This window comes from Rhodanobacter sp. IGA1.0 (genome assembly GCF_040208325.1).
GTDB lineage: Bacteria > Pseudomonadota > Gammaproteobacteria > Xanthomonadales > Rhodanobacteraceae > Rhodanobacter > Rhodanobacter spathiphylli.
This window is the reverse complement of sequence record NZ_CP157948.1, coordinates 1,177,553-1,199,857: the sequence shown is the minus strand read 5'-3', so window position 1 is coordinate 1,199,857 and position 22,305 is coordinate 1,177,553. Positions and strand designations below refer to the sequence as shown.

Here is a 22,305-nt window from a genome sequence, read left to right as displayed (position 1 = left end):
CCTTAGACCGACAGCGTCTTGAGCTTGCGATGACCGTGGATCGCCGCGGTGAACGCGTGCGTCAACGTCACCGAGGTGAACAGCGAAGTCAGGATGCCGATCAGCAGGGTCACGCCGAAGCCCTTGATCGCACCGGTACCCATCGTGGTCAGTGCCAGCGCCGCGATCAGGTGGGTGACGTTCGCATCCAGAATGGTCGACCAGGCCTTCTCGTAACCGGCGCGGATCGAGGCGTGCGGACTGGAGCCGTTGCGCAGTTCCTCACGCACGCGTTCGCAGATCAGCACGTTCGCATCGATCGCCATGCCCAGGGTCAGCACGATGCCGGCCACGCCGGGCATGGTCAGGGTGACGCCGATCAGCGACATCACCGCCACCAGGATCACCAGGTTGAAGAACAGCGCGATGTCCGCCACCAGGCCGAACAGCTTGTAGTAGATCGCCGCGGCCAGCAGCACCAGCGCCAGGCCCAGCAGCACCGCCTTGAAGCCCTTGTCGATGTTGTCCTGGCCGAGGCTGGCGCCGATCACGCCTTCCTCGACGATGTCCATCGGTGCGGCCAGCGCGCCGCCCTTGAGCAGCAGGGCCAGGTCGGATGCCTCTTTCGGACTGCCCAGGCCGCTGGTCTGGAACTGCTTGCTGAAGGCGCCCTGGATGGTCGCGTCGTTGATCACCGTCTCGGTGATCTTGGGCACGCGCACTTCCTTGCCGTCGACGACCTTGGTCTCGTAGACCTGCTCCACGTACACCACCGCCATCGGCTTGCCGACATTGGCGTTGGTGAAGTCGCCCATCTTGCGGGCGCCCGCGGCGTTCAGGGTCACGTCGACCTTCGGCGTGCCGCTGTTCTGGTCGATGCCGGAAGAGGCGTCGATCAGCTGGTTGCCGGTCACGATGATCTGCTTGCTGACCAGCACCGGGCGGTTGTCGCCACGCATGTAATACAGGTTGGCATCCGGCGGGATGTTGCCGGTGCGCGCTGCTTCCACCGCACGCGCATCGCCAGGCTGGCCGATGCCGGGGCGGTACTGCAGGGTGGCCACCGCGCCGATCAGTTTCTTCGCTTCGGTCGGGTCCTGCACGCCGGCCAGCTCGACCACGATGCGGCTGTCGCCCTGCTGCTGGATCAGCGGCTCGGACACGCCCAGCGCGTTGATGCGGTTGCGCAGTGTGCCCAGGTTCTGGGTGATCGCACCGCGGGCCAGTTCGCGCAGCTTTTCCGGCTTGACCGTCACCTTCAGCATGAAGCGGTCGCCGGTGCTGGCGCCGTCGGACACGTTGAGGTCGGTGTATTCGTTGGCAATCGCGTCGGACGCGGTCTTGCGGTCCTCGGCCGAGCGCAGGATCACCGAGATGCCCTGGCCATCGACCGCGCTGCGGGTGACCGACTCGTAGCGGATGTTCTTCTGGCGCAACAGGCTGCGCACGTCATCGGCGTAGCTGTTTTCCTGCTTCTCGATCACGTCCTTCTGGTCGACCTGCATCAGGAAGTGCACGCCACCCTGCAAGTCCAGGCCCAGCGGCATCGAGCGGGCACCGATCACGCCCAGCCAGTGCGGCACGTTGGACTGCAGCTTGAACGCGACCGTGTAGCCATCGCCCACCAGCGCCTTGATCTCGTCGGAGCCGGTCTTCTGCACGTCGGAGTTGGCGAACGTCACCAGCAGGTGGTCGCCTTCCACGAAGACCTCGTTCACGGCGACCTTCTTCGCCCTCAGCCCGGCTTCCACCTTCTGCTGGAAGGCGGTGTTGATCGGCGGCGCATCTCGGTTCGCGGTGACCTGTACCGCCGGCACCGGCGGGAAGGCGTTCGGCAGCGCGTAGATCACGCCGAACAACATCACCAGCGCGACCAGCGCGTACTTCCAGCGAGGAAAATCACTCATGCCTTGCATCCATCAAAGCCGCGGCACCAGGCCGCGGCGGTAGCAACAATCGGGAATGGCCACGTCGCAAGTCGCCGCCCAGGCCCCCTGGCGGCGTCCGGTACTTCTTCAGACGGATTTCAGCGAGCCCTTGGGCAACACCTGCTGCACCGCGCCCTTCTGCACTTTCACCTTGACGTTGCTGGCGATCTCGACGGTGATGAAGGTCTCGCCCACTTCGTCCACCCGTCCGGCGATGCCGCCGTTGGTGACCACCTCGTCGCCCTTGGCCAGGCCCGCGATCAGCGCACGATGCTCCTTCTGCCGCTTCGCCTGCGGACGGATCATCATGAAATACATCAGGCCGAACAGCACCACCATCATGATGATCATGGACATGCCGCCGCCGGCGGGCTGCGGAGCCGCGGCCTGGGCCAGCACGGGGGAGATCGGAAAACTCATGGGTCTGTCTCGCAAGTCTGGGCGTTGTCGAGGTTTTCGACAGAACGCCTGGGAAAAGATTCCCGATTATGCCATGCACCCCCGGAGCGTGCACGGCAGCGGCCGCGAGGGTCCTTCAGGGGGTCAGGGTCACTTTTCGCCTGCGGAAATTGACCCTGACCCCGTCCCGGCTACCCGGCGACGGGCGTAGAACTCCGCCACGAACGCTTCCAGGGCCTGGCCGGCGATCGCCTCGCGCAGCCCGGCCATCAGCCGCTGGTAATAGCGCAGGTTGTGCATGGTGGCCAGCTGGCTGCCGAGGATCTCGTTGCAGCGGTCAAGATGGCGCAGGTAGGCGCGGCTGAAGCCATTGCTGCAGCTGTAGCAGTCGCAGCCTTCCTCGATCACCGCCGTATCGGTGGCGTACTTGGCGTTGCGGATGCGCAGCGTGCCCTCGGCGGTGAACAGGAAGCCGTTGCGGGCGTTGCGCGTGGGCATCACGCAATCGAACATGTCGATGCCGCGGCGCACTGCCTCGACGATGTCCTCGGGACGGCCCACGCCCATCAGGTAGCGCGGCTTGTCCACCGGCAAGAGCGGCACGGTGAAGTCCAGCGCGTGGTTGCGTTCGGCCTCCGGCTCGCCCACCGCCAGGCCGCCGACCGCGTAGCCGTCGAAGCCGATGTCGATCAGGCCCGCGGCCGAACGCCGGCGCAGGTTCTCGTAGACGCTGCCCTGCACGATACCGAACAGCGAGTTGGGGTTCTTCAGGTCGTCGAACGCGCGGCGCGAACGCGCGGCCCAGCGCAGCGAGAGCTCCATCGAGTCGGACGCCACCTTCTCGGTGGCCGGATACGGCGTGCACTCGTCGAAGATCATCGCGATGTCAGAATCCAGCGTCTTCTGGATCTGCATCGACACTTCCGGCGACAGGAACACCTTCGAACCGTCCACCGGCGAGGCGAACGTCACGCCCTCCTCGGTGATCTTGCGCTTGTGCGCCAGCGAAAACACCTGGAAGCCGCCGGAGTCGGTGAGGATCGGCTTGTCCCAGCCGATGAAGCGGTGCAGCCCACCGAACTTCCCGACGATCTCCAGCCCCGGCCGCAGGAACAGGTGGAACGTGTTGCCCAGGATGATCTCGGCGCCGGTCTCGGTGACGTCGCGCGGGGTCATCGCCTTGACCGAACCATAGGTGCCCACCGGCATGAAGGCCGGGGTCTCGATGGTGCCGCGGGCGAAAGTCAGGCGGCCGCGGCGGGCGGCGCCGTCAGTGGCGTGAACGTTGAACTGGAGGGAAGTCATCCGGCCATTATCGCGGGTTTAGACGCCCTTCGGCAGGATCAGCATCGAATCGCCATACGAGAAGAACCGGTACCGCTGCTCCACCGCGTGGCGATACGCGTCGAGCATGTACTCGCGCCCGGCCAGCGCCGACACCAGCATCAGCAGGGTCGACTGCGGCAGGTGGAAGTTGGTGAGCAGGCCGTCGATGCTGCTGAAGCGGTAGCCGGGGAAGATGAAGATCTGCGTCTCGCCTGCGAACGGATGCAGTTCGCCGTCCTTGCTGGCGCTTTCCAGCGCGCGCACCACGGTGGTACCCACCGCGATCACCCGCCCGCCGTTCGCGCGAGTGCGGCGGATCTGGCCGATCAGGTGCGCCCCGACGTTGAGCCACTCGGTATGCATGTGATGGTCTTTCAGGTCATCCGCACGGACCGGCTGGAACGTGCCCGCGCCCACGTGCAGGGTGACGTAACCGAACTCGACGCCGCGCTCGCGCAGCCGGGCCAGGGTCGCCTCGTCGAAGTGCAGGCCCGCGGTCGGCGCGGCCACCGCGCCGGGCTCGCGGGCGAACACGGTCTGGTAGCGCTCCATGTCACTGGCGTCGGCGTGCCGCTCGATGTACGGCGGCAGCGGCATCTCGCCCAGTTTCAGCAGCAATTTTTCCAGCGGTTCCGGTGCCTCGAAACGCAGCCGGAAGAAGCCCTCGTCGCGGCCCAGCACCACCGCATGGCTGCCGTCGGCCAGCTCGATCCGGCCGCCCTCTTTCGGTTTCTTGCTGACGCCGAGCTGCACGGTGGCCTCGTGCGCACCGGTGACCCGCTCGATCAGGATCTCCACCGCGCCGCCGGTGTCCTTGCGCCCGTACAGCCGCGCCGGCAGCACGCGGGTGTCGTTGAACACCAGCAGGTCGCCCGGCCGCAGGAAGTCCGGCAGTTCGCGGAACATGCGGTCTTCCCGCGACTGCGCCGCCACGTCGAGCAGCAGCATCCGGCTGGCCGAGCGTTCGGGCAGCGGGGCCTGGGCGATCAGCTCGGGCGGCAGGTCAAAATCGAAATCGGACTTCTTCAAGGCGGGTGTGGCCGGCATCGGGAAACGGAGCATTATCCCGCAGCAGGCGCGCCGGGGCACGTCTGCAAAAAAACGCCGCCCCTCGCGGGGCAGCGCTCATCCCTTCACGCACAGCACCTGGCGCAGCGTGTGCACCACCTCGACCAGATCGGTCTGCGCGGCCATCACCGCGTCGATCGACTTGTACGCCGCCGGCGACTCGTCGATCACCGCCGCGTCCTTGCGGCATTCGACGTGGGCGGTGGCTTCCCGATGCTGGGCCAGGGTGATCTGCTGGCGCGCCGCGGTACGGCTCATCACCCGGCCCGCGCCGTGGCTGCAGCTGTGGAAACTGTCCGGACTGCCCTTGCCACGCACGATGTAGCTGCACGTGCCCATGCTGCCCGGGATGATGCCGAGCTCGCCGGCGCGGGCGCTCACCGCGCCCTTGCGGGTCACCAGCAGTTCCTCGCCACCGTGCGTCTCCTTCTGCACGTAGTTGTGGTGGCAGTTCACCGCCATCTGTTCCAGCTGGAACTTGGGCAGCCGGTGGCGCATCTCGGCCAGCACCCGCGCCATCATCGCCTCGCGGTTGGCCCGGGCGTAATCCTGCGCCCAGGACACCGCTTCGACGTAGTCGTCGAACAGCGGCTCGCCTTCCAGGAAGAACGCGAGGTCCTTGTCCGGCAGGTCGAAGCCCAGCACGCGCTGCGCCAGCTCCTCGCGCGCCCGCTCGATGAAGTAGCTGCCGATCAGGTTGCCGGTGCCGCGCGAACCGGAGTGCAGCATCACCCACACCGCGCCCGATTCGTCCAGGCAGACCTCGATGAAGTGGTTGCCACCGCCGAGCGTGCCGAGCTGCCGGTCGACCTTGTCGGTGCGGATCTTGCGGTGCTTCGCCTTGATCGCCTCCAGCCGCTCGGCCAGCCGGGATTCGACCAGCATCGTGTGGATACCGTCCGACGGCTTGCCATGCTCGCCGCCACGGCCGTTGCCGACCGGCACGCCGCGCTCGATGCTGGAGCGCAGCTGGGCCAGGTTGTCCGGCAGGTCGCCGGCGCGCAGGGTGGTCCGCACTGCGGCCATGCCGCAGCCGATGTCCACGCCGACCGCGGCCGGGATGATCGCGCCCCGCGTCGGCACCACCGAACCCACCGTGGCGCCCTTGCCCAGATGCACGTCCGGCATCACCGCGACCCACGGGCCGACGAACGGCAGCGTGGCGATGTTGCGCAGTTGCTGCTTCGCGGAGTCTTCCAGCGGCACGCCGTGCACCCAGCCCTTGATCGGCGTAGCGCTGCCTTCGGCGTGCAGCAGTTCGTATTGTTGGTTGCTCATCACATCTTTCCTTGAATGGATCGTGGCGAGCGCATCCGTGCGCGCGCCACGAGGTTACTGCCTGAGGCTGACCAACTGGTTCAGCACGCCGTCCAGGCCGCCGAACACGGTCAGCTTGTCGATCTTCTCGGTGACCTTTTCCAAGGCCTCCAGCTCCTTCAGACGCATCAGCACCGGACTTTCCTCGATCAGCCGCGCGGTGTTGAGCAGCGAACGGGTGGCGTTCGCCTCCTCGCGCCGGCGGATCACGTTGGCCTGGGCCGCCTTCTCCGCCTGCACCACGCTGTTGAGGATGTCCTTCATGTCGCCCGGCAGGATCACGTCCTTGACGCCCACGCCGAGCACCTCGATGCCCAGCTCGACGACACGGCCGCGCACGTAGGCGAAGATGTCCGCATCCAGCGAGGCCTTGTCGCCCAGCAGCTCGTCCAGCGTCTTGCCGGAGACCGCCTTGCGCAGGCCGTACTGCAGCTCGCGATAGAGGTAGTCGCCATACTTGGCCACCTTCGTGCGCGCGGCGACCGGATCGGTCACGCGCAGGCTGGCGGCCAGGTTCACCCGCAGGCTCACCTTGTCGCGGGTCAGCAGTTCCTGGCCCGACACTTCCAGCGACTGCACGCGCAGCTCGATCACCTCCGCCGCCACGTTCTTCCGGAAATTCCAGAACGCCCAGGCACCCGGCGCCAGCGTGCGCACCAGCTTGTTGTCGACGAACAGCAGGCCCGTCGATTCCGCCGGCACGTCCACCGTCACCGCCACCTTGCCGAGCACGCCAAGCTGACGCAGACGACTCGCCACGTGCGCATCGATCTCCAGCGTTTCCACCAGCGAGACCGCCTGCACTTCGACCGGCACGATGCCCTTCCAGTACAGCTTGCGCGTACCCGGCGCCAGCACGTCTTCCAGCTTGCCGCTCTTCAGCACCAGGCCGACCTGGTCGGTGCCGATGTCGGCCACCAGCAAGCACTCGGCCAGCGGGCCGTCCATCTGCGCCGTCAACACCTCGGCATCGCTGCCGGCGTATTCCGGGCGGGTGAGGTTGTGCACCGTCACGGCGATGCGCTTGCGCGGGTCGAACAGGCGATGCACGCCCGGCGACAGCACGCGCTCGAAACGACGGTTGCGATACAGCAGACCGCGCTCGCCGTCGCCGATCACGATTTGCTTGAGCCAGAACATGGCGATACTCCTTGTCGATATTCCCGGTTTCGATCCGTACTGAATGAATCAGGGCCGCCGGATCGATGCGGACCGTGATTTACTTCGGGGTGCAATCACCCCTCCCTTCCAGGATAAACGCGCGATTATCTTCAATAACCGAAAGCTTTATTTAAAAAGGCGGAAACGCCTCCCGACGATGGATCCAGCGAAGCCCGCACGCTTCGGAAGAGAGTCGGTCATCAGCTGATCACGGCGATGCATTGCCGCGATGTCGTTCGACGACCGACCGTCCGCCTGCAGGGGGCCGGCCCGGCTCAATCCTCGCTGCGTCACTCGGTCCGCCCTCATCCCTGACGGGCGTGCCGCGTTCCACACGAGGCGTTTCCTGGTCGGAACTTTCGTTCCTGGTGTCATGACGTGACAGGTCATGGTTTTGGAGCGGGAGTCGAACCCGCGACACTCGGTTTATGAGACCGATGCTCTACCCATCTGAGCTATCCAGTGGCTGACGTGCCGGATTCGAACCGGCGACCTGCAGCGTTCGCTGCCGCTCTACCACTGAGCCAACGTCATCGCGGAACATCTCCCCGCAGGCCCCGGCATACGCTGCCGGCAAAGCCGCGCGCACCGGGCGGGTCTTGGGAACCCGCGCCGCTGAAAGCCCTTGTGGCTGACGTTCCACATGCCCGGCTGTCGCCAACCGGACATTCGTGCGGGCCTTGACGACCCTGTTCGTGTGGAATCCGATCCGCACACAGCCCGCGCCGAAGCATCGGGACGCAGCGCACATGCGCCGGTCTGCAGCCGTGCCCCTGCCTCGGCTGCACGAGCCGGATGCTTCAGGGCGTAGCGAATTCCTGCAAGGTGGTTCGATGCATGCGCATCCCCGGCGAACGCCAAAACAAAACGCCCCCGGGCATGGCGACCCGAGGGCGTTCGCGTTGCCTCGGGAGATCGGGGTGACCGATCTCCGCGAAGGGATCAGTCGATTATCGGAAAGCGGTTGCCAGGTCGTGCCTTTCATCGCGCGCAAACAGGCCCGCGTCGCGATGGTCGCGCGACATGCCTGGCTTGTTTGCGGGAACGAGACGGAATGACATGGAAAGTTTCTTCATCGGATTATCGCCACGGCGGCGAAGGACGCGAACAATACGCGGATCATTTTCGGAGTGCAAGCGATTTTGTCGAATACCCGAATAATTCCTACAACCAGCCTTTTTGCCGTGCCAGTCGATAAGCCTCGATGCGATTGGCCACGCCGAGTTTGCCGATCGCCTCGGAAAGATAATTGCGCACGGTGCCATGCGACAGATTCAATTGCGCGGCGATGTCGCCGGCCGATTGACCTTCGCCGGCCAGGCGCAATACCTGGCGCTCGCGGTCGTTCAGCGGATCGGCTTCCGACCACGCTTCCAGCGCCAGTTGGGGATCGATGGCGCGACCACCGCGATGCACGGTGCGCAGCGCATCGGCGAGGTTCTCCGCTGGCGCATCCTTCAGCAGATAGCCGGACACGCCAGCGTCCAGCGCGCGGCGCAGGAAGCCGGGGCGGGCGAAGGTGGTGACGATCACCACCTTGATCGGCAACTCCTGCCGCTGGATGCGCTGGGCCAGCTCCAGCCCGGTCAGCCCGGGCATCTCGATGTCGGTGACCAGCACATCGGGCTTGTGCTTCTGGATGTCACGCCACGCCGCCTCGCCGTCCGCCGCCGAGCCGAGCACGTCGATATCCGGTTCCAGCTTGAGCAGGGCCGACAGCGCCCCGCGCACCATCGCCTGGTCTTCGGCCAGCAACACACGAATCATGGTTTTGCCCGTCTATCGTAAAGGGAAAGCCGGCGCGATGGCCGGTCAGGCCGCAGGATAACCGGAGCCGGTCTGCGCTGGCGGGGCTGCCGGTGCCGCGCGCGACGGCTCGACCAGACGCAGCACGGGCACCGGCACCACCACCCGCAACCGGGTGCCGCCGCCGAGCGGCGATTGCACCTCCAGGGTTCCACCCAGGGCGCGCACGCGCTCGCGCATGCCGCTGATGCCGTTGCCATCGGTGGCGATGCCACCGCGACCGTTGTCGTTGACCTGCAGGCAGACGGCCGCGTGTTCGCGTCGCAGCTCGACCTGGACGCAGGTGGCCGCCGCATGGCGGGCAATATTGGTCACCGCCTCGCGCAGCACCAGCGAGAGCCCACGCTCGATCTCGGCCGGCATGTCGATCGACGGGGCGTTGTATTCCAGGTGCACACGCGACGATTCCAGCAGCAGTCGCGCCGACGCGAGTTCCGCCGCCAGGTCGGTGGCGCGGATGCCGGTGACGGCGCTGCGCACTTCGGCCAGCGCGTGCCGGGCGACCTTCTCGGCCTCCTCCACTTCGCGCCTGGCCGCCTCGACGTCGCGGTCGAACAGCTTGCGCGACAACTCCAGCTTCAGCGTGATCAGCGACAGCGTGTGGCCCAGCAGGTCGTGCAGGTCGCGGCCGATCCGCTCGCGCTCCGCGGTCGCGGCAAGCCGGCGCACTTCGTCATGCGAAAGACTGAGCGCGGCATCCTTTTCCTTGTGGAGCTGCTCGACGGTGACGATGATGCAGATCACGAACACGGTGACCGGCATGATCACCATCAAGACGGACGGGTAGCCGATCCACCAGGCCAGTGCCACGTAGATCGCGTTGATCGCCAGCACCTGAAGGACATAGTTCCGGAACTGCCTCCTGTCGCAATGACTGAGCATGACGCAGGCGTAGACGAAATAGCTCAGGCCGCTGGGATACCAGCGCAACAGGGCGAAGCAAAGCACCGCCATGCCCCAGGCATAGAAATGGGCGGTCCGCCGCGAAGCCAGCTGCAGCTTGGCAAACAACAGCAGGAACACCGGATACGAGACCAGCGTGAACAGCAGCCAGGTCTGCGTGTAGCCACGCAGGCCGTGATCGAACATCGGCGTGATGAAGATCCACAGCGACCACAGCAGGTGCACGCTGTCGGCCCACGGCGACTTGCCGCGTCGCAAATCCTCGGCCACGGCGGAATCCGGGGCCGGAACGAACCATCGGGCGATGAAGGCGGGGATCATGGCGTGGTGCTTCGCTGAAAATGCGGGCTGCCCTGCATGCTACTTCAACCGTGCCGACGCAGGCGCCGCGCCGCCAGCAGCAGGAAGCCCGCGGCGAACGCCAGCAAAACCAGCACGTGGCCCAGCAGAGGCTGCGTGTTCATGCCCACGGCGGCCAGCGCCAGCATGTCCAGGTGATAGCTCGGCCAGATCGGCGCGATCTGCTGCAGGAACTTCGGCAGCATCGGCAGCGGGAACCAAAGGCCGGACATGAACGACATCGGCAGGTAGACCAGTTGCAGCACGCCCGGCGCGCCCTGCCCCTTGAACAGCGTGCCCACGAACATGCCGAGAGCGCAGAACGGCAGCACGCCCAGCACCCCGACCAGGAGCAACGCGGCGGCCTGCGACGCGGCCAGCGTCACGTGGCCCAGGGTGAGAGCCATCGCCAGCAGCAACACGACTACCCCGGCGGCAGCGGCCATCGCCATGATCATCTTGCCGATCAGGTAGGCGCCGGGCGGCATCGGCAGCGCGCGCTTGAAGGTCAGCAGGCCGCTGTCGCGTTCCAGCGCCAGCGATACGCCGAAGCCGAACAGCCCCGGGCTCATCACGCCGAACACGCCATAGCTGGCCAGCAGATAGCGCGCCGCATCGGCGCCGTTGGACTTGGCCATCAACACCCCGAACAGCAGGTAGAACATCGCCGGGAACAGCATGATCGGCAGCATGAAACTCGGGCTGCGCATGTAGCGCAGACATTCGCTGCGCGCCTCCTCCAGATACGCGCCAAGCACGCGGCGGCGCGGCATGGTGGCGGGGAACGAAACAGGTGCTTCAGTCATCACGATGTCCATTTCAGGCGGCCTCGCGCTGCGGATTGGTCGATGCCTCGTCGGCATCGCGGGTCAGTTCGGTGAACGCCTCGGCCAGGCCGGCGCGCTGCACTTCCAGCTCGCCGAGCTGCGGATCGGCTTCCAGCAGGCGCCGCACCACTGGCTCCGCTTCGGCAGTGACGATGTAGGTGCGGCCGTTTTCCTGGCGGACCTCGCCGATCCCGGGCCAGTCGCGGATCAGCTCGGCCGGCAGCGTGGTACGGCAGCGGATGCGCTTCTGCGCGACCCGGGCACGCAGCGTTTCCACCGTGCCCTCGTGGATGACCTTGCCGTGCGACATCACGCAGACCCGGTCGGCCAGCGCCTCGGCTTCCTCCAGGTAGTGCGTGGTCAGCAGCACCGCGCAGCCTTCATCGATCAGCTGGCGGATCGCCGCCCACAGCTTCTGTCGCGCATCGATGTCCATGCCCACGGTGGGCTCGTCCAGGAACAGCAGCTCGGGCCGGCCACACAACGCCAGCGCAAACTGCACGCGCCGCTGCTGGCCGCCGGAAAGTTTCGCGTAAGGACGCCGGAGCAGGTCGCCGATGCCTGCCAGCGCAGCCGATTCCTGCAGCGAGCGGGGGTTCGGGTAGTAGCTGGCGGTGAGTCGCAGCAACTCGCCCACGCGCAGCGTAGGCGGCAGCTCGGCGTGCTGCAGCATCACGCCGATGCGGCGGCGTGGCTCGATCGACTGCGGGTCCTCGCCGAACAGTTGCACGCTGCCGGAGTCGGCGCGGACCAGGCCCAGCAGCAAGGCGATGGCGGTGGTCTTGCCGGCGCCATTGGGGCCAAGCAGGGCCAGCAGCTCGCCCGGATGAACCTGCAGCTCGGCACCGTCCAGCGCGGTGAGCGAGCCATAACGTTTGACGGCGCCGGCGAGGCGGGCGATCGGTTTTTCGGCATGCGGCATGGGAAATCCTCCAGTGCCATGCATGCTGCGCGCCGCCGCCGGCTGGCGGCAGTCGCCCTCGTCAGCCATCCGGGATGACAGCCGTCACCTGGCCCCGGGGGTTACGGTGGCTGAGCGGCCAAGGTATCCTGTGAGGGATAAGGCCGCCCTGAAAGCCCCCGTGCGGCGATCTCAAACGACTGAAGTCATTGGAAAAACGCAGACGCTCGCGTTTTTCGCCACGCATTCACCAATCCGCCATCCGGCCATGCGTGCCGCCCGGCGGAGCTACGGAGGATTCATCATGGGTGTGATCAACCAGCTGCGCGAACTGCGCGATTTCGGCGGCAAGCCGCGTACCACCGGCTTGGACGACGCCAGCATCGAACGCATGGCGGCGAACGATCCGCTGCTGGTCCAGGCGATTGCCGAAGCGGTCGCCCGCCATCATGAACTGCGTGCCGATCTGGCCGACTTCCTCAAGCTGGACGAAACCGAACAGCTGGCCCAGGCGCAGGCGGGCTTCGTCAACTTCTATCCCGATGACGCGATCAACCCCTATCTGCCGGCCGCGGCCCGCGGCCCGTGGATCGTCACCCTGAAGGGTGCCGTGGTGCACGACAACGGCGGCTACGGCATGCTCGGTTTCGGCCACAACGACGCGGCGATTCTCGCTGCGCTGGGCCGCCCGCAGGTGATGGCCAACGTGATGTCGCCCAGCGTGGCGCAGTTGCAGTTCACCAGGGCGCTGGACAGGGAACTCGGCCGCAGCCGCGGCGGCAGCCCGTACACGAGCTACATGTGCCTCAACTCCGGTTCCGAGTCGGTCACCCTGGCCTGCCGCATCGCGGACGTCAACGCCAAGGCGATGACCGACGAAGGCGGTCGTTATGCCGGCCGCACGATCAAGCGCCTGGCGGTGAAGGGCGCCTTCCACGGCCGCACCGAAAAGCCGGCGCTGTACTCCGATTCCAGCCGCAAGGCCTACCAGCAGAACCTGGCCAGCTACCGCCACGAGGACAGCGTGATCACGGTGGCGCCATACGACGTGGCCCAGCTTGAAGCAGCCTTCGCCGATGCCGACAAGCATGGCTGGTTCATCGAGGCGATGTTCCTGGAGCCGGTGATGGGCGAAGGCGACCCTGGCCGCGCGGTGACCGCCGAGTTCTACAAGGCGGCACGCGAACTCACCTCCGCCCATGGCAGCCTGTTGCTGATCGACTCGATCCAGGCCGGCCTGCGCGCCCATGGCGTGCTGTCCTTCGTCGACTACCCCGGCTTCGAGGGCCTGCCGCCGCCGGACATGGAAACCTTCTCCAAGGCGCTCAACGCCGGGCAGTATCCGCTGTCGGTGCTGGCCGTCACCGAACACACCGCCGGGCTGTACCGCAAGGGCATCTACGGCAACACCATGACCGCCAACCCCCGCGCGCTGGACGTGGCGCTGGCCACCCTGGGCGAGCTCAGCGACGAGGTGCGCAGCAACATCCGCGAGCGCGGCAAGGAATTCGTGGACAAGCTCAATGCGCTGAAGAACGAACTGGGCGGCCTGATCACCAAGGTGCAGGGCACCGGCCTGCTGTTCTCCTGCGAACTGGCGCCCGAGTACAAGTGCTACGGCGCCGACTCGACCGAGGAGTACATGCGCGAGCACGGCGTCGGCGTGATCCACGGCGGCACCAACTCGCTGCGCTTCACCCCGCATTTCAAGGTGACCAGCGCGGAGATCGACCTGATCGTGTCCCACGTGCGCAAGGCACTGCTGGAAGGACCGCGCAAGGCCAAGGCCGAAGCCGCCTGAGCCTGCTGTTCCTGACTTCGAGGCCGCGCCGGCTTGTCCGGCGCGGCCTCGTCTTTTGTGGACGGGCGCAGCCATCGGCCCACGCCGGCGCCGGCCAGGCACGACATGGCGCTTCAGCTGAATACTTCATGCACGCAAGATCTTGCCTGCAGACGCGGAAGGTATCTCCTGCCTAGACTGCCCGGGCCGGCAGCAGCCGGTTACCCAGGGAGGACTCAACGATGTCGATGTCACTACGTCTGCTCGCAATCAGTGCTGCCTTCGCCTTCGCCGGCGCCACCTTCGCCGCCACGCCGCAAGCGGGCACCGCCGCGCCGGCCAAGCCACGCACCGCGCAACAGCAGCGCATGGCGGACTGCAACAAGCAGGCCACCGGCAAGAAGGGCGACGAGCGCAAGGCGTTCATGAGCTCCTGCCTGAAAGGTCACAGCGCGGCGGCGGCACCGTCGGCCAGGGCCGCCCAGCAGGAAAAGATGAAGACCTGCAACGCCGACGCCAAAACCAAGGCGCTCAAGGGTGCCGAGCGCAAGACGTTCATGAGCAGCTGTCTGAAGAGCGACGCCACCCCCGCCACGCATTGACGCCTGCCCGCCGCTGCCCACGCTGCATGCGTGCGTGGGCAGCGGCGCTTCGTTAAGCTCACTGGTTGTTGCGCCACGCGCCCGCCAGTGAAGCCTCTGCCCATGAAGATCGTCGAAGTCCGCCACCCGCTGATCCAGCACAAGCTGGGCCTGATGCGCCGTGCCGGCATCAGCACCAAGGAATTCCGCGAACTGGCCTCCGAAGTCGCCGCCCTGCTGACCTACGAGGCCACCAAGGACCTGGAAACCGTCGAGGAAGAGATCGAGGGCTGGGCCGGGCCGATCAAGGTTCACCGGATCAAGGGCCGCAAGATCACCATCGTGCCGATCCTGCGCGCGGGCCTGGGCATGCTGCCGGGCGTGCTCGACCTGATCCCCGCGGCCAAGGTCAGCGTGGTCGGCCTGCAACGCGACGAACAGACACTGAAGCCGGTCACCTATTACGAGAAGCTCACCGGCCGCATGGACGAGCGCATCGCACTGATCGTCGACCCGATGCTGGCCACCGCCGGCACCCTGGTCGCCACCGTCGACATGCTGAAAGCCGCTGGCTGCAGGCGCATCAAGGGACTGTTCCTGGTCGCCGCGCCGGAAGGCCTGGATCGCATCACCGCCGCCCATCCCGACATCGAGATCTACACCGCCTCGATCGACCAGCGCCTCAACGAGAACGGCTACATCCTGCCCGGCCTCGGCGACGCCGGCGACAAGATCTTCGGCACCAAGCAGCTGCCGGCGAACGACTGACCCGCCCGTCGGCTTTGGGTTGCCAAGAAAACTTCGATCACCTTTTCGCCACCCCGACCCTCACCCTGCCCCCTCCCCGGTGGAAGAGGAAAAGATGAGGAGCGCCCATGGCGCTCAACTTCCAAAGCGGTCGGTCGCTTCCACCAGTTCGTGCAGGATGCCCGGCTCGAACGCGGAATGGCCGGCGTCCTGCACGATGTGCAGCTCGGCCTCCGGCCAGGCACGGTGCAGGTCCCAGGCGCTGCGCAGCGGACAGACCACGTCGTAGCGCCCCTGCACGATCACCGCCGGGATGTTGCGGATGCGGTCGACGTTGCGCAGCAGCTGGTCGTCGTGCTCGAAGAAGCCGCCATTGACGAAGTAGTGGCATTCGATGCGGGCGAACGCCAGCGCGAATTCGTCCTCGGCACTGGATTCGATGTGCGACTTGTCCTGCCACAGGAAGCTGGTGGCGCCCTCCCATACCGACCACGCACGCGCCGCGTCCGTACGGATCTTCGCGTCCTCGCTGGTCAGGCGACGATGGTAGGCGCTCATCAGGTCGCCGCGTTCGACTTCGGGTATCGCGGCGAGATAGGTTTCCCACGCGTCCGGGTACAGCGCGTCGCAGCCCCTCTGGTAGAACCATTCCAGCTCGGCGCGGCGCAGCATGAAGATGCCGCGCAGCACCAGCTCGGTGACCTTGTCCGGATGCGTCTGCGCATAGGCCAGCGCCAGGGTCGAACCCCACGATCCGCCGAACACCTGCCAGCGATCGATGCCCAGGTGCTCGCGCACGCGTTCGATGTCGGCGACCAGGTCCCAGGTGGTGTTGTCGGTGAGCTCGGCATGCGGCGTCGACTTGCCGCAGCCGCGCTGGTCGAACAGCACGATGCGGTAGATCGCCGGATCGAAGAAGCGCCGGCATTTCGGATTCGTGCCGCCGCCCGGGCCGCCATGCAGGAACACCACCGGCTTGCCGTTCGGGTTGCCGCTCTGCTCGTAGTACAAGGTGTGCAGCGGCGACACCCGCAGCATGCCGCTGTCGAACGGCTCGATTTCGGGATACAGCGAACGCAGCAGCGGCGACGGCATGAGGGCTCCTCGTGATCAACGAACAGCCGTCGAGATTAGCATGGGCGCAGTTTGAGCCTTGAACCGGTGCCTGCGGGAGCCTGAAAACTCACGAGCTCTCGGTGAACAGCTTGCCGGGGTTGAGGATGCCCCGTGGGTCGAACACCTTGCGCACGCCCCGCATCAGGGCGATTTCCGCCGCACTGCGGGTGCTTTCGAGATAGGCCCGCTTGACCAGGCCGATGCCGTGTTCGGCCGAGATGCTGCCGCCGTGGCAATGCAGGGTGTTCGCCAGCAGCCGGGTGACTTTCTCGCAGCGGGCAAGAAAGGCCGGCTCGTCCAGGTCGTGTGGCCGCAGCACGTTGATGTGCAGGTTGCCGTCGCCGATGTGGCCGAACCAGATCACCTCGATGCCGGGGTATTCGTTCGCCAGCAAGGCCTGCATCTCGCACAGGAAACCCGGCACCGCGCTGATGCGCACCGACACGTCGTTCTTGTACGGCCGTCGCGGCGCCAGGCTTTCGGTAATCCCCTCGCGCAGGCGCCACAACGCAGCCGCCTGGGCCTCACTCTGGGCGATCACGCCATCGCTGACCCAGCCCCGCTCCAGCGCCTGCCCGAACACGCCCAGCGCGGCTTCCCGTTGCTGTTCGTCGACGGCATCAAACTCGGTGACCACGTAATACGGGTGCTCGCCATCGATCGCCCGCTGCGCCCCGTGCGCCAGCACGTGCTGCAACGCCTGGTCGGTGAAGAACTCGAACGCCTGGAGGGACAGCTGCGCGCGGAACAGGGCGAACACTTCCATCAGCGCATCCATGTCCGGCAGCGCCAGCAGCATCACCTGTGACGGCAGCGGTGGATCGGTCAGCTTCAGCGTCGCCTCCACCACGATGCCCAGGGTGCCTTCCGAACCGATCAAAAGCTGGCGAAAATCGTAGCCGCTGGAATTCTTGACCAGGCCGCGGTTGAGTTCGAGCAGGTCGCCGCCGCCGGTCACCACCTTCAACCCGGCGACCCACTCGCGGGTGTTGCCATGCCGGATCACCCGGATGCCTCCGGCATTGGTGGCGATGTTGCCGCCGATCGAACACGATCCGCGGGCGGCGAAATCGACCGGATACAACAGGCCGTGCCCCCGCGCCGCCTCCTGCACCTGCTGCAGGATCATGCCCCCCTGCACGGTCAGCGTGCGATCGACCGCGTTGAAATCCAGCACCCGGTTCATCCGTTCCAGGCTCAGCACCAGCTCCCCGTTCGCCGCCACCGCGCCACCGGAAAGACCGGTGCGCCCGCCCGAAGGCACGATCGCCACGGCATGCTCGTTCGCCCAGCGCACGATCACCTGCACCTCGTCCACCGTGGCCGGCAACGCGATCGCCAGGGGGGCGGGAATCCAGCGGCGGGTCCAGTCGCGTCCGTAATGTTCGAGGTCGCCTGCGGCCGTGAGCAGGCGCAGCTCGGGCAGACGACATGACAGGTCGGCAAGACGGGGATCGGACATGCTTCGGCTCCAAGTGTCCGCAAAGACTGCCAGCCGCACGCTGGCGAGTCCAGTGTTGCGGTGCCGCAAATCCTCGCCTACTCTGGCCTGACCCGCCTCTCACTCCCAGGGAACGAACCATGCAGACTTCCTACCCCCGCCAGGACATCAAGGTATTGCTGCTGGAAGGGGTCAGCGCCAGTGCGGTCGACGTGTTTCATCGGGCGGGCTACAGCCAGGTCGAACTGCATGCGAAGTCGCTGCCGGAAGCCGAGCTGAGACAACGCATCAGCGACGCGCACATCGTCGGCATCCGCTCACGCACCCAGCTGACCGACGAGATGCTTGGCCACGCCAAGCGGCTGATCGCCGTGGGCTGCTTCTGCATCGGCACCAACCAGGTGGACCTGGGCGCCGCACGCAGGGCCGGCGTGCCGGTGTTCAATGCGCCCTACTCCAATACCCGCAGCGTGGCCGAGCTGGTGATTGCCGAGGCCATCATGCTGCTGCGCGGCATTCCGCAGAAGAATGCGCAGTGCCATCGTGGCGGCTGGTCCAAGTCGGCCAGCGGCAGCTACGAAACACGCGACAAGGTGCTGGGCATCGTCGGCTACGGCCACATCGGTACCCAGGTCGGCGTGCTGGCCGAAAGCCTGGGCATGCGGGTGATCTTCCACGACATCGAGACCAAGCTATCGCTGGGCAACGCCCGTGCCGTAGCCAGCCTGGACGACCTGCTCGAGCGTTCCGACGTGGTCACCCTGCACGTGCCGGAAACCCCGGCCACGCAGCTGATGATCCGCCAGGAACAGCTGGCGAGGATGCGCGCGGGCGCAATGCTGATCAACGCCTCGCGGGGCAGCGTGGTGGATATCGACGCGCTGGCCGCGACGCTGCGCGACGGCCACCTGGCCGGCGCCGCGGTAGACGTGTTCCCGGTCGAACCGAAGGGCAACGATGACCCGTTCGTGTCGCCGCTGCTGGGCATGGACAACGTGATCCTGACCCCGCACATCGGTGGCAGCACGCTGGAGGCGCAGGACAACATCGGCATCGAGGTGGCCAGCAAGCTGGTCCGCTACAGCGACAACGGCTCGACCCTGTCGGCGGTGAACTTCCCCGAAGTCACCCTGCCCGAACACCCGCACAGCCGCCGCCTGCTGCACATCCACCGCAACGTGCCGGGCACGCTGTCGCGGATCAACGAGCTGTTCTCGGCCGGCAACATCAACATCGACGCCCAGTTCCTGCAGACCGACAGCGAAGTGGGCTACGTGGTGATCGACGTCAGCGCCGACGAGGCACAGGCCAACCAGCTGAAGTCGCAATTGGCCGCGATTCCGGGCACCTTGCGCAGCCGGGTGCTGTATTGAGTGAGGCGGGGAACGGGGAACAGGGAATGGGGAACAGATGCGAAGCGGCGATGCTCTGCCGTTCCCCGTTCCCCGTTCCCCGTTCCCCGTTCCCAACAAAAAAGCGCCCAAGGGCGCTTTTTTAATTTCTTGCCAATTGGTCGGGGCGGCCGGATTCGAACCGACGACCCTCTGCCCCCCAGGCAGATGCGCTACCAGGCTGCGCTACGCCCCGACGAAACGGCAAGCTGGCAAGTCTAGCAGCTTGCACGGCATGTTCGGAAGCCTTCAGCGACGCAGCAGGGTCAGAACTTCTTCCAGCTCCATCCGCACCTGACGCACGATCTGGTGCGACATGCTTGCTTCCATCCGGGCCTGCGGGCCCTCCAGCCGCGCGCGCGCGCCGGTGATGGTGAAACCCTCGTCATACAACAGCGAGCGGATCTGGCGGATCATCAGCACGTCGTGGCGCTGGTAGTAGCGACGATTGCCGCGACGCTTGACCGGGTTGAGGGCCGGAAACTCCTGCTCCCAGTAACGCAGGACGTGGGGCTTCACACCGCACAACTCGCCGACCTCACCGATGGTGAAATAGCGCTTGGCCGGGATGGCAGGCAGTTCGGTGTTATTCCCTTGATCCAGCATAGCCCTCGACTCTTACCTTGAGTTTCTGTCCCGGTCGGAACGTCACCACGCGGCGGGCGGAGATCGGAATCTCCTCGCCGGTCTTGGGATTGCGCCCTGGTCGCTGGTTCTTCAGGCGCAGGTCGAAATTGCCGAAACCGGACAACTTCACCTGCTCGCCGTTTTCCAGCGCTCCGCGAACGACCTCGAAATAGGCGTCCACGAATTCCTTCGCCTCACGCTTGTTGAGGCCCACATCGAGGAATAGCCGCTCGGCCATTTCCGCCTTGGTCAGCGCCATCTCATCCTCGCAACTTCGCCTTGCATGTTTGCTCCAACGCAGCTATCGCTTCTCGTACGCAACGGTCCGCGTCGTCGTCAGTAAGGGTGCGTGAAGCGTCCTGCAAAATCAAGCCCATAGCGAGACTTTTTCGGCCTGCTTCGACCCCCTTGCCGCTGTAACGGTCAAACAGCCGCAGTTCCTTCAGCCGCTCGCCCAGCGTGCTGCGAACCACCTGCCCGATCTGTGACCAGGGCGCCGTTTCCGGCACGTCGATCGCGATGTCGCGACGCACCAGCGGGAAGCGTGGCACCGCTCGCGCCTGCGGCACGCGGCGTTGCAGCACGGGCTCCAGCGCCAGTTCCAGCACGTGCACGTCAGCACCCAGGTCCAGCGTCCTGGCCAGTTGCGGGTGCAACGCGCCGAGATACCCCACCGTCTCGCCATCGCGGGCCACCCGGGCAGCGCGTCCGGGATGCAGCCAGTCCGGCAGGCCGTCGGCATGCACCGACCAGCGCTGCGGCTCGCCACCCCAGGCGATCAGGGCGTCGAGGTCGCCCTTGAGGTCATGGAAATCCAGTGCCCGCGACGGCTCGCCCCATTGCTCGGCACGCGCGTTGCCACAGGCCACGATGGCCAGGCTGGGAGTTTCGAGCGGAGGATCGCCGGCGGCAAACACCCGCGCCACCTCGAACAGGCGCACCCGCTCCTGTTGGCGTGCGCGATTGTGGCGCAAGGCCTCGATCAACCCGGGCAGCAGCGATGGCCGCATCACCGCAAGGTCGGCGGACAGCGGGTTGGCCAGCGGCACCAGGTTCTGGCGGAAACCCCAGCTTGCCAGCAGCTCGGCCGCCACGAAGGACAGGTTGACCGCTTCGTGATAGCCGCGAGCGGCCAGTTGCTCGCGCAAGGCCAGCTCGTTGATCCTTGCCTCCGGCTCGACCGCCAGGGTCAGCGCGCCAGCCGGCGTGGCCGTGGGGATGTTGTCGTAGCCGAAGATCCGGGCGACTTCCTCGACCAGATCCTCCTCGCGCTCGATGTCGAAGCGGCTGCTCGGCGCGGTGACCTGCCAGCCTGCGGCCACCGTCACCACCTGCATGCCCAGGGCGGTGAAGATGCGCGCGACCTCGGCATCGGCCACCGCGACACCCAGCACGCGTTGCAGGCGCGCACGGCGCAAGGTCACCGCCGCCGGCGTCGGCAGGTCGGCCAGGTTCTCCGCCACCAGCACCGGCCCGGCCTTGCCGCCGGCGATCGCCAGCAGCAGTTCGCTGGCACGTTCCAGCGCACGCCGCGGCAACTCCGGGTCGACGCCGCGCTCGAAGCGGTGCGAGGCATCGGTGTGCAGGCCCAGCTTGCGCGCGCGGCCCATGATGGCGGCCGGCGCGAAGTGCGCGGATTCCAGGAAAATGTCGACCGTGGTGTCGGTGACCCGCGAATCGTGGCCGCCCATCACGCCAGCCACCGCCAGACCCTTCGCCTCGTCGGCGATCAGCACGAAACCCGGATCGAGCTTCGCCTCGCTGCCATCGAGGATTTTCAGCGTCTCGCCGGCGCGGGCGTGGCGCACCACGATGTCGCCTTCGAGTGCCTCATTGTCGAACGCGTGCATCGGCTGGCCCAGCTCCAGCATCACGTAGTTGGTGACGTCGACCACCGCGCTGATCGGACGCAGGCCGGCACGGCGCAGGCGCTCGGCCAGCCACAGCGGCGTGCGCGCGGCCGGGTCGATGCCTTCGATGATGCGACCGAGGTAGCGCGGCGCATCCTTGCCGGCCTCCAGGCGGATGCCACGGCGCGCTTCGCTGGTGACCGGCACGCTGACCTGAGCCGGCACCTTCACGGCGCTCCCGAAAAGAGCGGCCACGTCATGGGCCAGACCGACCAGGCCGAGGCAGTCCGGACGGTTCGGGGTGAGCTTCAGCTCGAAGCTGGCGTCAGGCAGTCCCAGGTAATCCGCCAATGGCTGGCCAATCGGTGCGTCCAGCGGCAGCTCCAGCAAGCCCGACGCATCGGCATCGATGCCCAGCTCCTTCGCCGAGCACAGCATGCCGGACGATTCGACGCCACGCAGTTTCGCCGCCTTGATGGAAATGTCGCCGGGCAGCTTCGCACCGACCATCGCCAGCGGCACCTTGATGCCCACGCGCGCATTCGGCGCGCCGCAGACGATCTGCAGCGGCTCGCCCTGCCCTGCCTCCACCTTGCAGACCTGCAGGCGATCCGCCTCGGGATGCTTTTCCGCGGCGACGATCTCAGCCACCACCACGCCTGCCAGGTCGTCGCCCAGCGGCGTGAGCTCTTCCACTTCCAGACCGGCCATGGTCAATGCATGGGCCAGTTCGGCTCGGTCAGCCTGCACATCCACCAGTTCGCGCAGCCAGTTTTCGGAGAATTTCATGTTTGAAGTCCGGGAATGGGGAGTAGGGA

19 protein-coding genes and 3 tRNA genes are annotated in these 22,305 nt (G+C 66.4%); 4 read left to right on the top strand and 18 right to left on the bottom strand.

Going from position 1 to position 22,305, the window contains the following annotated elements:
* Nucleotides 1–2 precede the first annotated feature (2 nt).
* The 12 genes from secD to ABNK63_RS05260 form a co-directional block, all read right to left on the bottom strand.
* Nucleotides 3–1,886, bottom strand: a complete 1,884-nt coding sequence (secD, locus tag ABNK63_RS05315; protein ID WP_007804527.1) for a protein translocase subunit SecD — start codon at nucleotides 1,884–1,886, stop codon at nucleotides 3–5.
* Between the two features lie 108 nt (nucleotides 1,887–1,994).
* Complete coding sequence (gene yajC / locus ABNK63_RS05310; protein WP_007804525.1) at nucleotides 1,995–2,327, bottom strand: preprotein translocase subunit YajC; 333 nt, start codon at nucleotides 2,325–2,327, stop codon at nucleotides 1,995–1,997.
* A gap of 129 nt (nucleotides 2,328–2,456) precedes the next feature.
* Complete coding sequence (gene tgt / locus ABNK63_RS05305) at nucleotides 2,457–3,611, bottom strand: tRNA guanosine(34) transglycosylase Tgt (protein WP_007804524.1); 1,155 nt, start codon at nucleotides 3,609–3,611, stop codon at nucleotides 2,457–2,459.
* 18 nt (nucleotides 3,612–3,629) lie between these two features.
* Nucleotides 3,630–4,661: a tRNA preQ1(34) S-adenosylmethionine ribosyltransferase-isomerase QueA gene (gene queA / locus ABNK63_RS05300; protein WP_040672649.1), complete on the bottom strand. Its 1,032-nt coding sequence runs from the start codon at nucleotides 4,659–4,661 to the stop codon at nucleotides 3,630–3,632.
* A 96-nt stretch (nucleotides 4,662–4,757) separates the two neighbouring features.
* The gene (locus ABNK63_RS05295) at nucleotides 4,758–5,981 is read right to left on the bottom strand and encodes an RtcB family protein (RefSeq protein WP_350016876.1); all 1,224 of its coding nucleotides are present in this window, start codon (nucleotides 5,979–5,981) and stop codon (nucleotides 4,758–4,760) included.
* A 51-nt stretch (nucleotides 5,982–6,032) separates the two neighbouring features.
* Nucleotides 6,033–7,157: a slipin family protein gene (locus tag ABNK63_RS05290; RefSeq protein WP_350016875.1), complete on the bottom strand. Its 1,125-nt coding sequence runs from the start codon at nucleotides 7,155–7,157 to the stop codon at nucleotides 6,033–6,035.
* 414 nt (nucleotides 7,158–7,571) lie between these two features.
* Nucleotides 7,572–7,641, bottom strand: a tRNA-Met gene (locus ABNK63_RS05285).
* Nucleotides 7,642–7,711 (bottom strand) — tRNA-OTHER (locus ABNK63_RS05280).
* 631 nt (nucleotides 7,712–8,342) lie between these two features.
* Nucleotides 8,343–8,945: a response regulator transcription factor gene (locus ABNK63_RS05275; RefSeq protein ID WP_007804516.1), complete on the bottom strand. Its 603-nt coding sequence runs from the start codon at nucleotides 8,943–8,945 to the stop codon at nucleotides 8,343–8,345.
* A 45-nt stretch (nucleotides 8,946–8,990) separates the two neighbouring features.
* Nucleotides 8,991–10,208, bottom strand: coding sequence for a sensor histidine kinase (locus ABNK63_RS05270; RefSeq protein ID WP_007804514.1), 1,218 nt, complete (start codon nucleotides 10,206–10,208; stop codon nucleotides 8,991–8,993).
* A 44-nt stretch (nucleotides 10,209–10,252) separates the two neighbouring features.
* Entirely contained in the window at nucleotides 10,253–11,032 is a 780-nt protein-coding gene (locus ABNK63_RS05265; RefSeq protein ID WP_040672718.1) for an ABC transporter permease, read from the bottom strand.
* Nucleotides 11,033–11,045: 13 nt separating this feature from the next.
* A complete protein-coding gene (locus tag ABNK63_RS05260) occupies nucleotides 11,046–11,975 on the bottom strand; it encodes an ABC transporter ATP-binding protein (protein ID WP_350016874.1) in 930 nt (309 codons plus the stop codon).
* Between the two features lie 283 nt (nucleotides 11,976–12,258).
* On the opposite strand from ABNK63_RS05260, the gene ABNK63_RS05255 reads away from it, so the two are divergent.
* The 3 genes from ABNK63_RS05255 to upp all read left to right on the top strand — a co-directional run bounded on the left by ABNK63_RS05255 (nucleotide 12,259) and on the right by upp (nucleotide 15,083).
* Entirely contained in the window at nucleotides 12,259–13,755 is a 1,497-nt protein-coding gene (locus ABNK63_RS05255) for an aminotransferase class III-fold pyridoxal phosphate-dependent enzyme (RefSeq protein WP_350016873.1), read from the top strand.
* A 221-nt stretch (nucleotides 13,756–13,976) separates the two neighbouring features.
* Nucleotides 13,977–14,336, top strand: a complete 360-nt coding sequence (locus tag ABNK63_RS05250; protein WP_350016872.1) for a PsiF family protein — start codon at nucleotides 13,977–13,979, stop codon at nucleotides 14,334–14,336.
* Between the two features lie 102 nt (nucleotides 14,337–14,438).
* A complete protein-coding gene (upp, locus tag ABNK63_RS05245; RefSeq protein WP_007804504.1) occupies nucleotides 14,439–15,083 on the top strand; it encodes a uracil phosphoribosyltransferase in 645 nt (214 codons plus the stop codon).
* Nucleotides 15,084–15,197: 114 nt separating this feature from the next.
* Here upp and pip read toward each other — a convergent pair whose 3' ends face one another.
* Both pip and ABNK63_RS05235 read right to left on the bottom strand, forming a co-directional pair.
* Nucleotides 15,198–16,157 carry a prolyl aminopeptidase gene (pip, locus tag ABNK63_RS05240; RefSeq protein WP_350016871.1) on the bottom strand — a complete coding sequence of 320 codons (960 nt, stop codon included), beginning with the start codon at nucleotides 16,155–16,157 and terminating at the stop codon, nucleotides 15,198–15,200.
* 88 nt (nucleotides 16,158–16,245) lie between these two features.
* Nucleotides 16,246–17,640 carry an FAD-binding oxidoreductase gene (locus ABNK63_RS05235; RefSeq protein WP_350016870.1) on the bottom strand — a complete coding sequence of 465 codons (1,395 nt, stop codon included), beginning with the start codon at nucleotides 17,638–17,640 and terminating at the stop codon, nucleotides 16,246–16,248.
* Nucleotides 17,641–17,759: 119 nt separating this feature from the next.
* Here ABNK63_RS05235 and serA point away from each other — a divergent pair, with 119 nt between their 5' ends.
* Nucleotides 17,760–18,992 (top strand): phosphoglycerate dehydrogenase, encoded by a 1,233-nt coding sequence (gene serA, locus ABNK63_RS05230; RefSeq protein ID WP_007804496.1) that lies wholly within the window; start codon nucleotides 17,760–17,762, stop codon nucleotides 18,990–18,992.
* Nucleotides 18,993–19,129: 137 nt separating this feature from the next.
* Here the strand turns inward: serA and ABNK63_RS05225 are convergent.
* The 4 genes from ABNK63_RS05225 to pheT form a co-directional block, all read right to left on the bottom strand.
* Nucleotides 19,130–19,206, bottom strand: a tRNA-Pro gene (locus ABNK63_RS05225).
* A 53-nt stretch (nucleotides 19,207–19,259) separates the two neighbouring features.
* Entirely contained in the window at nucleotides 19,260–19,616 is a 357-nt protein-coding gene (locus tag ABNK63_RS05220) for a MerR family transcriptional regulator (RefSeq protein ID WP_007804493.1), read from the bottom strand.
* The gene (gene ihfA, locus ABNK63_RS05215; protein WP_007804491.1) at nucleotides 19,597–19,896 is read right to left on the bottom strand and encodes an integration host factor subunit alpha; all 300 of its coding nucleotides are present in this window, start codon (nucleotides 19,894–19,896) and stop codon (nucleotides 19,597–19,599) included. The genes ABNK63_RS05220 and ihfA overlap by 20 nt, the downstream gene beginning before the upstream one ends.
* Nucleotide 19,897: 1 nt before the next feature.
* Nucleotides 19,898–22,276: a phenylalanine--tRNA ligase subunit beta gene (gene pheT / locus ABNK63_RS05210; protein ID WP_350016869.1), complete on the bottom strand. Its 2,379-nt coding sequence runs from the start codon at nucleotides 22,274–22,276 to the stop codon at nucleotides 19,898–19,900.
* Between the last annotated feature and the right edge of the window lie 29 nt (nucleotides 22,277–22,305).